10 protein-coding genes and 1 tRNA gene are annotated in these 13,625 nt (G+C 38.4%); 4 read left to right on the forward strand and 7 right to left on the reverse strand.

The window, feature by feature from the left end; translation table 11 throughout:
* Positions 1–20: 20 nt before the first annotated feature.
* Together aroC and H6G73_RS08615 are read right to left on the reverse strand one after the other, a co-directional pair.
* The gene (gene aroC / locus H6G73_RS08610) at positions 21–1,109 is read right to left on the reverse strand and encodes a chorismate synthase (protein WP_190603317.1); all 1,089 of its coding nucleotides are present in this window, start codon (positions 1,107–1,109) and stop codon (positions 21–23) included.
* A 182-nt stretch (positions 1,110–1,291) separates the two neighbouring features.
* A complete protein-coding gene (locus H6G73_RS08615) occupies positions 1,292–1,741 on the reverse strand; it encodes an SRPBCC family protein (protein ID WP_190603319.1) in 450 nt (149 codons plus the stop codon).
* Between the two features lie 597 nt (positions 1,742–2,338).
* Between H6G73_RS08615 and H6G73_RS08620 the strand changes: the two genes are divergently transcribed.
* Both H6G73_RS08620 and H6G73_RS08625 read left to right on the forward strand, forming a co-directional pair.
* Complete coding sequence (locus H6G73_RS08620; RefSeq protein ID WP_190603321.1) at positions 2,339–3,349, forward strand: AAA family ATPase; 1,011 nt, start codon at positions 2,339–2,341, stop codon at positions 3,347–3,349.
* Positions 3,350–3,395: 46 nt separating this feature from the next.
* The gene (locus H6G73_RS08625) at positions 3,396–5,858 is read left to right on the forward strand and encodes a S8 family peptidase (protein ID WP_242034148.1); all 2,463 of its coding nucleotides are present in this window, start codon (positions 3,396–3,398) and stop codon (positions 5,856–5,858) included.
* Positions 5,859–6,365: 507 nt separating this feature from the next.
* On the opposite strand, the gene H6G73_RS08630 is transcribed toward H6G73_RS08625, so the two are convergent.
* Both H6G73_RS08630 and H6G73_RS08635 read right to left on the reverse strand, forming a co-directional pair.
* A tRNA-Ala gene (locus H6G73_RS08630) sits at positions 6,366–6,438 on the reverse strand.
* A gap of 44 nt (positions 6,439–6,482) precedes the next feature.
* A complete protein-coding gene (locus tag H6G73_RS08635) occupies positions 6,483–7,211 on the reverse strand; it encodes an HAD family hydrolase (RefSeq protein WP_190603326.1) in 729 nt (242 codons plus the stop codon).
* A gap of 262 nt (positions 7,212–7,473) precedes the next feature.
* Between H6G73_RS08635 and H6G73_RS08640 the strand changes: the two genes are divergently transcribed.
* Together H6G73_RS08640 and H6G73_RS08645 are read left to right on the forward strand one after the other, a co-directional pair.
* Entirely contained in the window at positions 7,474–8,655 is a 1,182-nt protein-coding gene (locus H6G73_RS08640) for an RtcB family protein (protein ID WP_190603329.1), read from the forward strand.
* Between the two features lie 208 nt (positions 8,656–8,863).
* On the forward strand, positions 8,864–10,240 hold the full coding sequence (locus H6G73_RS08645) for a cobyrinate a,c-diamide synthase (protein WP_190603331.1): 1,377 nt from the start codon (positions 8,864–8,866) through the stop codon (positions 10,238–10,240).
* Positions 10,241–10,255: 15 nt separating this feature from the next.
* Here H6G73_RS08645 and H6G73_RS08650 read toward each other — a convergent pair whose 3' ends face one another.
* The 3 genes from H6G73_RS08650 to H6G73_RS08660 all read right to left on the reverse strand — a co-directional run bounded on the left by H6G73_RS08650 (position 10,256) and on the right by H6G73_RS08660 (position 13,550).
* Entirely contained in the window at positions 10,256–10,768 is a 513-nt protein-coding gene (locus tag H6G73_RS08650; protein ID WP_199317658.1) for a response regulator, read from the reverse strand.
* Positions 10,740–12,815 carry a PAS domain-containing protein gene (locus tag H6G73_RS08655; RefSeq protein ID WP_190603333.1) on the reverse strand — a complete coding sequence of 692 codons (2,076 nt, stop codon included), beginning with the start codon at positions 12,813–12,815 and terminating at the stop codon, positions 10,740–10,742. Before H6G73_RS08655 ends, H6G73_RS08650 begins: the two co-directional genes overlap by 29 nt.
* A 291-nt stretch (positions 12,816–13,106) precedes the next feature.
* Positions 13,107–13,550, reverse strand: a complete 444-nt coding sequence (locus H6G73_RS08660; protein WP_190603335.1) for a cyclic nucleotide-binding domain-containing protein — start codon at positions 13,548–13,550, stop codon at positions 13,107–13,109.
* Between the last annotated feature and the right edge of the window lie 75 nt (positions 13,551–13,625).

The raw sequence follows: 13,625 nt of genomic DNA on the forward strand, positions 1-13,625 counted from the left end.
AAAAGTCAATGCAAGAATATCTACAATACCTTGCACTGCCCATAATGCCGTAAAAGATGGTCACATAAAACCAAAGCCACCATTGCATCAACCATCGGTACAGCGCGAGGTAAAACGCAAGGATCATGTCTGCCCTTCCCTGCTAAAACGGTTTCTTCACCTTCTTTTGTGACCGTTTTTTGTTCCTTTCTAATGGTTGCAGTTGGTTTAAAGGCAACCCTTAAAATGATATTTTCGCCGTTGGAAATTCCCCCTTGAATGCCACCAGAACGATTAGTCACTGTTCTGATTTCACCATTTTCATCAATATAGAATTCGTCGTTGTGTTCAAAACCAGTTAATAAAGTTCCGTCAAAACCTGAACCAATTTCAAAACCTTTACTGGCAGGAAGTGACATAACTGCTTTGGCTAAATCTGCTTCCAATTTATCAAAAACAGGTTCGCCTAAACCTTTGGGAACATTCCGTACTACACATTCAACCACACCACCAATAGAGTTACCATCTCTACCGGTTTTTTCGATTAATTCAATCATGTGGTTGGCAATTTCGTTGTCTGGACAACGGACGATATTGCTTTCTACATCTTCTAACGTTACAGTATCTGTATTGACTACGCCTTCTAAATCTTTGATGCGCTTAACATAGGCGATAACTTCCACACCTGCAACTTGATGGAGAATTTTTTTAGCGATCGCACCTGCTGCCACTCTCCCTATTGTCTCACGGGCTGAAGACCTACCGCCACCTTGCCAATTTCTAAAACCATATTTAGCATCATAGGTGGCATCAGCATGGGAAGGACGGTACTTTTGTGCCATCTCATCATAATCTTGGGAACGGGTGTCTTTATTTCTGACCAAAATCGCGATTGGTGTTCCCAGCGTCTTACCTTCAAACACCCCAGAGAGAATTTCACAGGTGTCTGCTTCCTTGCGTGGGGTGGTAATCTTACTTTGACCTGGCCTTCTTCTATCTAACTCAAACTGAATTTCCTCAGCCGAAATTTCTAGTCGTGGGGGACAACCATCAATAATAACTCCCACACCCCCACCGTGTGATTCGCCAAAAGTAGTAATACGAAATAGATGACCAAAAGTGCTACCCATGATGTTGAGGAAATACAGTCTGGAATCTGTATTTTACCTAGAATCAGCCATGGGAACTAGATAATATGACGGGTGACAGGTGATAGTGAACAGGTTACAGCCTTGAAAGTCTGGTTGTGTCTGTGTTTCATTCCCTGGCTATGTTTTGAACTAACTCAGGAATGTTGATATTTTTGATGGTGTTAGGAATTGTCGATTTCTTCAGCTACTCGTTTAAGACGACGGAGTTGGGCTTGCATATCTGCCTTTGTCCAGGAAGCTGCAAAGGTGTTGAAACCCCAACTGACGATAGGGTTAGGAATTTGAAACTCAAACCGATTTAGCAGTAGTGTACCATTTTCTATTGGTTTGCATTCCCAGCGATCGCGTCCTTGGAAAAATCCGGTAAATGACCAAACCACAACACCCGGTCTTCTCACCACAACTACAGTATCTAAAGTTGGTTGCAATACAGGAATTTGAATGATAAACCGACTTTTACTACCGATTTCTGTACTCCATACCTCCCCCACAGGTTCACAGCGGAGAATAGGATTAAGCCAACAGTGCATCAAACCTAAATCGGTAAAACAATTTTCTACTACTGCGGCGTTGGCATTAATTTTAATTGATTGTTCTAATACCTCGGGCATTTTATGTTTATGATGTAATCGAATTTCACTAATTTAATATTTTGTTACCATATATTTTTGTTTATCTGGCTTTAATATTGTAATTCATATTTATTTTTTTAATAGAAATTGAAACATTTATAAATTTGGGTTATTTTTGAATCTTTCATGAGTCCAAATTTTAACTCTTATACATATATTTATTGCGTGATGAGGGTTTCATGGTTTTGATGAAATCAATTCAGCATAATATGTAATAAAGACCCATTATTGTATGGGGCATTCATGAATTACTTTGACAGATATTTTCATCAAAATTTGATATTTAATCATTTAGTTTTTGGTTTTTCATGAGACACAAGTACCTTGACAATACATTTATTGTCTTCATTCTTTACATCTAGTAAATTAGATTTAATTTCAAATCTCAAAGCTAATTTATTCTTTCTGTCAAAACGCTGATACAGATTATAAATCAGGTTTATCAGGTATTATGCACACACTTGTAACAGAATTGTTTTTTGTAAATAAATATAATATTTAGTGCTACGATAAATAGCTTTGCTTTTTAGTTTTTTTGTTAGTACAATTGATCTATGAATGTAGCAGTTCTAAAATATGGCTCGCGGTGAAATTCTCAGAAAACTCTTCAAAAGCTTCTCTCGCAATGAGAGAGAGGAGTTTTTGGCTGCGGCTAATGAATTAATTGAAGAAGAAAGAAATAAAAACCATATTCTACTGGCTAGAGATTTAGAAAAACTGCTGCAAAATGGCAATGGCTACACCAAACCCCTAGCATCTAACCTAGCTCCCTGGAATCAATTCCCTGAACCACCTAAAGATAAAGACACTGGACTAGCTTTGCTGGATGTCAAGCGATTCGACTTGACATGGGATCACATTGTACTCAGTGAAAAAATATTTGATATCCTGCAAGAAATTGTTCTCGAAAACCGTAAGCAAGACATCCTTGCAGCTTATAACCTCAAGCCCAAAAACAAACTACTGTTTTGTGGACCACCTGGTTGTGGAAAAACCCAAACAGCAAAAGTCCTCTCTAGTGTCTTGAGTTTACCCCTTGTTTACGTGAACCTGACAGCAGTATTCTCTTCTTACTTAGGTGAAACAGCAACCAATCTTCAGAAGATTTTTACCTACATAGAAAAAGGCGAATGGTTGGTTTTGTTCGATGAGTTTGATGCGATCGCTCGTGATCGAGATAACTTAAACGAACATGGTGAAGTCAAACGCCTAGTCAATAGCTTGTTACAACTCATTGATAACGCAACTAATCAAAGTATATTCGTTGCTGCCACTAATCACGAGAAACTATTAGACAGTGCAGTTTGGCGACGATTTGATGAGGTGATTTTCTTTGATAATCCAACGCTTGAATTACGCACGACTCTTTTAAGCCGCTATCTGTCTGGTATCCGTTATACTGCTATTAATCTGTGTACTTTTGCAGAACGGCTAGAAAATGCGACTGGAGCAGATATAGAGCGTATTTGTTCTGATGCAATTAAAGCCGTAATTCTGCGGGGAGAACGTACCTTGAGGGCTGATGATTTAGAAGTTGCGATAGGACGTTTTCTAGAAAGGCAAAGTATAATAGCAAACTCACAATAATCATCTTCGTTAGATCCTAATGGTAAGTCAGTTTGAACACCTTAAGTTGCCAAGAATCATAAACATAGAATTACCACGACGATTTCATGGTGGTGGAGGTGGCGGAAAACGCACTGATTTCATTGAACATGGTAAGCATTTATTAGATCAACTTTCTGGACTGACTGAAACTACCAAGCAAAAGAGCAACCCTTTCCTTCTTGACCCCAAATTAATTTTTAAGATTAAAGCTACTAAAAAACTTTCCGAGGATCTAGTTAATCAGACAGGATTAGATGTTCTAGCATTTGAGCCTGATAAAGCCATAGTTGTCTTTTCGTCTGATCTGGAGTTAAGAGAATTTAGGAGACGTTTAGAAAATTACAGCCAACTTACCGAAGGTCCCGAATATTCATATTTAGGGGCAATTGATGAGTTAGTACCCCTCGGACGTGAAGACCGCATTGGTCGTTTGTTAGAGCTAAAGCCTGTACAACCAGATGAACTTGCAGCTTTAGATTTGGAACTTTGGCACACAGGTAATCGCAAAGAAATGAAAGCATCTTTAGCGCATATTGCCGAAAAGCTAAAAGACCTTTCTAGCGATACTGCTCCTATGAAAATGACTGATAACTATGTTGGAGATTATCTGTGTATAGCTCGAATTAAAGTCACTCACGAAGTTTTAGAGTTTTTACTGGAACTGGAAACTGTCAAAGAAATTGATCGTCCTCCCCAACCTGCATTTGAAAGAACTGCCGATTATAATTTACCAATTTCCAGTTTACCCGAAGTAATTTCTCCACCTGAAGAGAATTGCGGCATTCTTGTTATAGATTCAGGTGTACAGAGTAGCCATCCATTAATTGCGCCAATACTGGGTGAAGCTGATGTATTTCCAGATCCAGGACAGCAATTAATAAAGGGTCGTGCAGAGGATGTAAATGGACATGGTACAAGTGTTGCTGGCGTTGCTATCTATGGAGATGTCGAAAACTGTATTAAAAAACTTTCATTTGATCCAACGGTTTGGTTGTTTTCTGCTCGTGTAACAAACGAAAAATGCCAATATGATGAGGATCTTCTTGTAGAAACTCAACTAGATCAAGCGATTCGTGCTTTTGTTGACCAGTATCCTAACTGCAAAGTAATCAATATCTCATTAGGCAATGCTGAACAAATTTATATGGATGGCATGAAGCAGTTTCGATTAGCAGCAAAAATAGACGAAATTGCTTATCAATACCAGCATAAAAACATTATTTTTGTAATTTCAGCAGGAAATTCTTATCATGAGGAGTTAGAGTATGAAAAATTACGAACTGAATACCCAAATTATTTACTGAATAAGAATGCTCGAATTATTGATCCAGCAACTTCTGCGATCGGACTAACTGTAGGTTCTTTATCTTATGGACGTGGTAGTACGACAGAACCTGATGATGTACGTCGTCAGGTGATCGCAAAATTGCGAGGATACCCTTCTCCCTTTACCAGAACTGGTTTTGGAGTAGATGGAATGATTAAGCCTGATGTTGTAGATTTTGGTGGAGATTTAGCATTAGACTTCAGTTATCGAGAAAGTCTAGGATTGCCTAAAGTTAGTATATTAGAAGACGCTGTAGCTAGTGTTTCTGTTGTAACTCTCTCAATCTCCAACACCGAAGATTCCCAAAGTTCTTTATTTCACATCTGTAGCGGTACAAGTTTTGCTGCACCTCGTGTAGCTAACGTTGCTGCTCAACTCTTCACAAAATATCCAAATGCCAGTTCTAACCTCATTCGAGCATTGATTGTTAACTCTGCGGTGCTTCCTAAAGAAATTCCAGATGAATTTAGTAATGGTACAGAATCTCAAAAAATTAAAAAGCAGCTACAAATCTATGGCTATGGACAAACTGATTTAGAGCGTGCAATGTATTCTGCTGAAAACTATGTTGTTCTATCAGAAGATAATATTATTATTCCAGTGGGCAAGTTTCATATTTATGAAATTCCCCAACTACCAGAGGAATTTTTTGATATAGAAGGTACTCGCACATTATCAGTTACCTTGGCGTTTGATCCTCCAACTCGTCCAACTCGTGGCGACTCATATTTAGGGGTAACAATGGAATTTAACCTTTTCAAAGGTATTCCCAAAGAAAGTGTAGTGAATGCTTATGTAGATGCCAGTAAAACAGGTAAACCTAATGAATTTGCAGAAATATCAATGGAAATTTTAAAAGAACAATATAGGGGACGTAGTATTAATGTTGATTTATCTCCAAATTCTACTCTCCGTAAGAAAGGAACTGTACAAAAAGGACACATAAAACTAACGAAACAAGCTAAAAGATACAATAATTTACCTATGACTCTGGTGGTGAGTTGTAATCGTAAATGGGCAAATCCAGATGAAATTGAAATACAGCGTTATGCTTTAGTCGTTAGCATTAGTCATTCCGATCCTCAAGTCAATTTATATAATCGTATGAGACTCCAGGTTGATCAAATTGACCAACGAGAAAGAACCCGAGCAAGGTTTTAAATACTAAAAAAGCATAGATATTGCGTACAGAGTATACTCAATGCAGTTTGTAATAACTATGAAAATATTTCCATACATCAAATACAGGTTTTATCTATTAATAGTTTATTTTTTTTAGTGACAATAATAATTTAATGTACACTAGGGGTGGGTTGAAAGAGGGTCTAGCATTTTAATCCTCTAAACGGAAAAGTTTCAACAACCATCCCAACTAGGAATAGTTCAAAATATAGGTTATTGACTCGCGTTAACCATTAAAATAGTTGCAAAAAAATATGTGTGATCATGGGAGGGTTGAAAGGAGTGCTGCGATCGAACAAATATCAATAATCAAATGATGCCCTTGCAGAAAAAGAGACTTTGTATAGTCAATTTTAAGTTCATGCGACATTAATTTGCGAAAAGCTAGTATAATTAAGTTGTCTCTAAAAAATCGCAGTTGCGACATCAATTTGAGAAAAACGACATTAATTTGCGAAAAGCGACATTTAATTTGCGAATGTACAATGGAGAATAGGAGACTCGAACCCCTGACCTCTGCGGTGCGATCGCAGCACTCTACCAACTGAGCTAATTCCCCAAAATCAGTGCTGAGTAGACTCAAGCTCTGACACAAGACATATTCTAGCACTCACTGACAGTTGGTGTAATATCCTTTCTGCCATAAATTTCCTGTACCCGTTCCAACTCCAAATCGGTGAGATAATCAACCGTCCAGTTGGCTTGACGTTGTAGCATATGGAAGGGGTAGGTATTAGCGACACCAACAACCTGCATTTTAGCTCGTTTTGCGGCTTGAATCCCCGCAGGTGTATCTTCAATGGCTAAACACTCCTGTGGTTGTAAGTTTAAATCTGCATAGTCTTTGTTCAATTTTTCTACTGCTAGCAAATAACCATCAGGTTCTGGTTTACTGGTGGTGATATCATCTCCAGAAATAATCAAGGGGAAATAGTCATCTAATTTAGCACGCTTTAATACTAATTCTATTTCTTGACGCAGGGCACCACTGACAATTGCTAGCTTGAGATGCTGGGAACGAATTTGAAAAATTAAGTCTTCAATCCCAGAATACAAAGGCAATTTGTCAAGTTTCTCCAATTCCAAAATATAGGATTGTGCTTTGCGAGTCAGTAATTGAGTTAAATATTCTTCCGTCACTACTCGTCCGCGATTCTTCAAAAGCTGCTGAAAACAAGCGCGGTCGCTTCTTCCTAAACAAGCTTGACGTTCGTCTAGTCGCTGGGGTTGGAGATTTTCTTGCACCAAAATCTCATCAATCAGCGTCAGGTGTATTGGTTCATCTTTAATGATGACACCGTTAAAATCAAATAGAACTGCCTTTAAACTCATGCCAAAAACTTAGGAAAACAAAAGCATCCCAAATATTATTATTCATTCTGGCCAGTCTTCGACACCCATCAGGAAATTTATGTAGTACATATTTCAAGGGCTATGGAGCGAAATATGGATATTTGACAGCCATAAAATAATGTATTATAAATGTAATACATAGTGAAAAATACCAAAACAGCGATCGCATCAGAATTCCTCCAGGGGATTTTGTCTGCGTTAACTTTGCTGTGCGGTTATTGTAAATTTTGAAATTAGTATTATGCCCTACGAACAATTAGAAATTAACACTCCATCTCCCGTTTTATCTTGGGCAAATCATCCTTTAGCCTCAGATGAAACTAAAATGGCCAAGAACGTAGCTTCCTTGCCATTTGTATTTAAACATGTGGCTTTAATGCCAGATGTGCATTTAGGTAAAGGTGCTTTAGTGGGGTCAGTAATTGCCACCAAAGATGCCATTATTCCTGCGGCTGTGGGAGTAGATATAGGTTGCGGGATGATTGCTATTAAAACACCATTTACAGGTGAGCAATTAGAAGGCAAACTCAAGAAAATTCGCTTAGATATAGAAGCAGCAATTCCTACAGGATTTAATGAAAATAAAGATGTAGAAAAAGCTGTAACTAATTGGCAAAAATGGCGCGAATTTACAGACTTGCATTCTGGTGTGCAAGACTTACAAAATAAAGCGATGAAACAAATGGGTTCTCTGGGGGGAGGCAATCATTTTATTGAAGTTTGTCTCGATACAGATAACCAAGTTTGGTTAATGTTGCATTCCGGTTCTCGCAACATTGGTAATAAGTTAGCACAATGCCATATTGATACTGCTAAAGGATTAGCCAGAATGGCAGCTAACAAATTACCAGACCCTGATTTATCCTATTTTGTCGCTGGTACACCGGAATTTAAAGCCTACTGGCATGACTTACAATGGGCGCAAAATTACGCTCATTTTAATCGTGATGTGATGATGGCACGGTTTAAAAAAATCGTCGAAAAACATTTAGCAGGGGGTAAAACTACTAAACCTTTGTTAGAGGTAAATTGCCATCATAATTACGCGGAAAAAGAAGTGCATTTTGGCGAAGATGTATATGTCACTCGCAAAGGTGCAGTTCGAGCGCAAGCAGAAGATTATGGAATTATTCCCGGTTCTATGGGAGCTAAATCTTTTATTGTCAAGGGTAAAGGTAATGCTCACAGCTTCTGTTCTTGTTCCCACGGTGCTGGACGATTAATGTCTAGAAGTAAGGCAAAAAATGTCTATTCTTTAGATGATTTAATTGTCCAAACCCAAGGAGTGGAATGTCGCAAAGATACGGGGATTTTAGATGAAATTCCCGGTGCATATAAACCCATTGAACAAGTGATGGCAAATCAATCTGATTTAGTGGAAGTGGTAGCAACTCTCAAGCAAGTTGTTTGTGTTAAGGGTTAGATTTGAAATGAAAAGGGACTTTTAATTTCAAATTCCCAATCTATAGTAGGTGACAGGTAACAGGTGACAGCGCTAAAAGCCTTTGGGTATCTTAGTTTTAGCTGTATTTAATGTCCTAAATACCTTGTCTACGGCTATAAAATCTAAAATGATATATGGTGCGTTATCTGTGGGTTAACGCACTGTATTTTTGTTGGTAGTAGGACAAATGTCGTTAATCATTGCTGGAGAACGTAGCGGTGTGGGGAAAACTACGGTTACTCTCACACTTTTAGCATCTTTATGTCGTCGTGGTGCAAAGGTGCAATCTTTTAAAGTGGGGCCAGATTATATTGACCCGATGTTTCATCACTATGTAACTGGTCGTCCTTGCCGAAATTTAGACCCAGTGTTAACTTCCGAAGCTTACGTCCAACGATGTTTTGAACGACATATCCAGGACTGTGAATATGCACTGGTTGAGGGTGTGATGGGTTTGTTTGATGGAGTTGGCCAAAATCATACTTCACAATTGTCAACACCATCTGTTGACTTTGCTAGTACGTCCCATATTGCCAGATTATTAGATATACCTGTAGTCCTAGTAGTTGATTGTAGCCGTTTATCTGGTTCTGTGGCAGCGATCGCCCATGGTTATTGTTCCTTTGACCCCAGAATCAAAATTGCTGGGTTAGTATTGAATCGGGTAGGAAGCGATCGCCATTTATCACTACTCAAGCAGGCCCTTACACCCCTAGAAATCCCTATTTTGGGTGTGATGCGACGACAAGACAATATTACTATCCCTGACCGTCATCTTGGTTTAGTCCCCACCTCAGAACTCTCTGAATTAGATGCAGTCATTAATCGTTTAGCAGATTTGGGTGATATTTGCTTTGACTGGCATCAATTATTACCATTGTTGCAATCAACATCAGTTCCTACTCACCCTTCTTTTCTCCCCACTCCTCAGTCTCCAGTGAGAATTGCTGTTGCGCGAGACCAGGCTTTTAATTTCTACTATCAAGATAACTTAGATTTATTACAACAATTAGGGGCAGAATTAGTTTTTTGGAGTCCTATTGCTGATGTTCAAATACCAAACAATATCCAAGGGATGTATTTTGGTGGTGGTTTTCCAGAAGTTTTTGCCCCGCAACTTTCCGGTAATAATCAAGTTTTAAATGCAGTTAAAAATGCAATTCTTCAGGGAATACCAACCATAGCTGAATGTGGTGGTCTCATGTATTTATGTGAGCAAATTCTTGATTTTCAAGGTCAAGGTTGGTCAATGGTAGGTGTGTTACCTACGATAGCAGAAATGGGTGGGAGATTAACTTTGGGTTATCGTCGTGCTGTAGCGTTACAAAATACTTTTCTGGTGGATGCGGGAACAGATATTTACGGTCATGAATTTCATCGGTCACAATTAATTTCTCCTTCCCCTAATCCTTTATTTAAAACTTACCGTTACGACTCTGAAGAAAATTTGGGATTTGAGGGTTGGTACTTACCAAATTTACATGCTTCCTATGTGCATCAACATTGGGGTGAAAATATTGAATTGCCAAAACGTTTTCTGGAAGCCTGTTTAAGGAATAGGTAATTAACGTGAAGGAATTTAAATATGACTTTCTTCCCAGTTGAGAATGATTTTTGCTTTTTCCTCTCCCTTTATACAAGGGTAATCTTCACTAGGAAAACTATTAGTTATTACCTGTTCATATTTGCATTGATCAGTCGTCAGAGCTTTTTCAATAGTTTTTTGTAAATCCTGTCGATCAAATGGTTTGATAATATAGCCACAATGTTTGATAGATTTAGCTCTTAACATTGTATTTTTATCGGTATGCGCTGTTAAATATACAATGGGAATATCAAACATTTTAGCAATTTCTCCCGCAGCAGTAATACCATCTATTTCTCCTTTCAGCATAATATCCATTAAAATTAAATCTGGTTGAATTTCGGAAACTTTTTCGATAGCTTTTTCACCAGAACTAACAACTTCTGCTACTTCATAGCCTAAAGTTTCTAAATCTTCTGCTAAGTCCATGGCGATAATCACTTCATCTTCAACTATCATAATTTTTGCCGATAACATCTCATGAATACCTGGATAAATTGCCAACACTGAATCTCATCCGAAAAGAAGTACCATGGTAGGAGTTAATTTCTAGATCACCACCAAGTTGCTTCGTCAAATTTGCGACTAATTTTAATCCTAGTGTTTTGATATTTTCTAGGGCAAAATCTGTCGGTAGTCCTACACCATTATCACTAATTTCTAGCAGAACATTATCTTCATTTAACGCCTCATATTTTACTATTATTTGCCCACACTTACCAAAATTAAATGCGTATTTAAGACAATTAGAAATAAGTTCGTTAATAATTAAACCGCAGGGAACTGCTCGGTCTATGTCTAAATAAAGTTTATCTATTTGTAATTTTAATTCGATGGTATGGAAACCTATATTGTAGGAGCGCAACAAGTTATTGACTAAATCTGGAATATATTCAGAAACATTAATTTTTGCTAATTCATCAGATTCATACAATTGTTCATGGATTAACGCCATCGTTCTAATGCGATTGTAGCTTTCTATAAATGGTGATAAAACTTGTGGATCTTGAATATACTTGGATTGCAGTTTCAGTAAACTAGAGACAATTTGTAAATTGTTTTTGACCCGATGGTGAATTTCTTTAAGCAAAACTTTCTTCTCTGCTAAAGAAGCTTTAATTTTTGCTTCTGCTTGTTGACTTTCGGTGATATCTATCCCCACCGAAACAGCAGCTTTACCTTGTTGATATTTTTGAATAACAGTTAAATAATTGCGGTTAACACCATTAACGGCTATGTCAATTAATTGAGTAGATGTGGCTGCGGAACTAGCCATAAATTGGCGCACAAATTCCACATAATTGACATTACTTTTGTGAAAGTCAATGGGTTGATTGACAAAGTCTTCTGGAGCCAGGTTAAATGAGTCAGCTAGATGACTGTTAACACCTTGGTAACGTAAATCTTCATCAACCCAAGCCACCAATCCTGGCACAGCATATAAAACTGCTTGTAATTTATCTTTAGCTTGTTGTAATTTTGATTCGCTCTGACGTAACGCTTCTTCACTGTATTTACGTTCGGTAATATCCATCACCACACCTGTCATACGTTCAGGTAAACCTTGGTCATCACAAATCACACTACCAAGACAAGCTATCCAACGCAGAGTGCCATCGGGACGAATAATCCTTGCCTCTGAGTTGTGAGGAGTGATATGTTCTAGGGCAGAGGCGATCGCTTGCTGGAAAAATTCCCTTTCTTCAGGATGAATGCAGTTGAGTAATGCTGTGTGTGTACCTGGAAATTTCCCCCGTTTAAAGCCGAAAATTGATTCACATTGTTCAGACCAAATCACTTTGTCGGTTTTGATATCCCAATCCCAATGACCCATTTGGGCGGCATTTAAAGCTAATCTCAGTCTCAGTTCACTTGCTCTCAGAGCTTCCTCTGCTTGTTTACGGTCGGTAATATCTGTAGCAACTCCACCAAAGCTGGATAATTCTCCTTTGGCATTTCTCATGACAAACGCCCGATCCCAAATCCAGCGCAGGTTACCATCTGGGTGAATAATCCTATATTCTATATCCAGTGAATGACCGGCAGCATTCTCAGCCAGCCACAGATTGACAGACTCTAAATCCTCTGGGTGAATTGACTCCATCCAAGCATAAGGCTGCTTATATAACTCTTCACGAGACTTCCCCCAGATTTGCTCGTAAGCTGGACTAATGTATTTTAATTCACTGCCATCTAAATTAATCATCCAAAAGACTTGCTCAATATTTTCGACCACTTGACGGAACTTTTCTTCACTTTCTCGCAGTGCTGCCTCTGTTCGTTGCCGTTCTATGATCTCTTCAATAACGTTAACTTGAGCTAATTCCTGAATATTTTTCGTTAATTGTAATTTTTCTGCTTGCCAGTCTGCTATTGTAAAACTAACTTGTTGTAATTCTTGATCTATGCTCGCTACTTCTTTATCTATTAACAACAAGTCATTTTGACAATTCTGAATGCGCTGCACACGCGATCGCATTTTTGATATTAAGCTAATAACTGCATCAAAATTTTGCTCAGATTTGTTGTCAGTAGATAATTCATTGACTGGCATAGGCAGAGTACATCAAATTTTTGCGAAATGTTGAAGTAGCAGACTCAAATCTAATTTAAAACACCTAATATCCGTCAACCGTATTCATAACTAAGTAGGGCTGGCTGAAGAAATTAGAAGTTCAGAAGTTCAGGAGTTGCAGAAGTTACAGAATAATTCATACCATTACTCTTTAATTCTGGCATTTTTAAACTCCTGTTCGCGCAGCGTGGCGTTAGCCATACTCCTGTCTTCTTCTCTCTGTCACCTGTCACCTGTTCCCTATCACCTGTTCCCTATCACCTACTTATCCTAAGCAGGCTTGGAATTAGCGGTATTGATGTTATCGTTGAGGCGACGAATCAAACGAGATAACTCACGAATAATATTGACAGCAATTTCTGGTGTTTCTTCAATGGCATCATATAGCTGTTCTTGGGTCAACTCCAAGCATTCACAAGGTTCTAGGGTGGTAGCAGAGGCTGAACGGGGTTGGGTGTCAAACACAGCCATTTCACCGAAGTATTTTCCCTGTTCAAATTCTGCCAATTTTGTATTGCCAATGTGAACTTTGACCCGACCGGAGACTACAATATAAAGCGATCGCCCTTCTTCTCCCTGTTGGAAAATCGAGTAATTAGCAGGATAAGATAGCTCATTCATGACCGAAGCTAGTCGGACAATAAAATCATCCCGTAATTCCTTAAAAATAGGCACTCGACGGACGAATAATAAACGGTCAACACTGGTAAGCATAATAACAATGACACAGAACAGGTAGAGCGATCGCTGAAAATATAAGTAGAGAAAAAGATGCTGATGTATTAGGGT

Origin of the sequence: Richelia sinica FACHB-800, from assembly GCF_014698825.1 — a bacterium.
Lineage (GTDB): Bacteria > Cyanobacteriota > Cyanobacteriia > Cyanobacteriales > Nostocaceae > FACHB-800.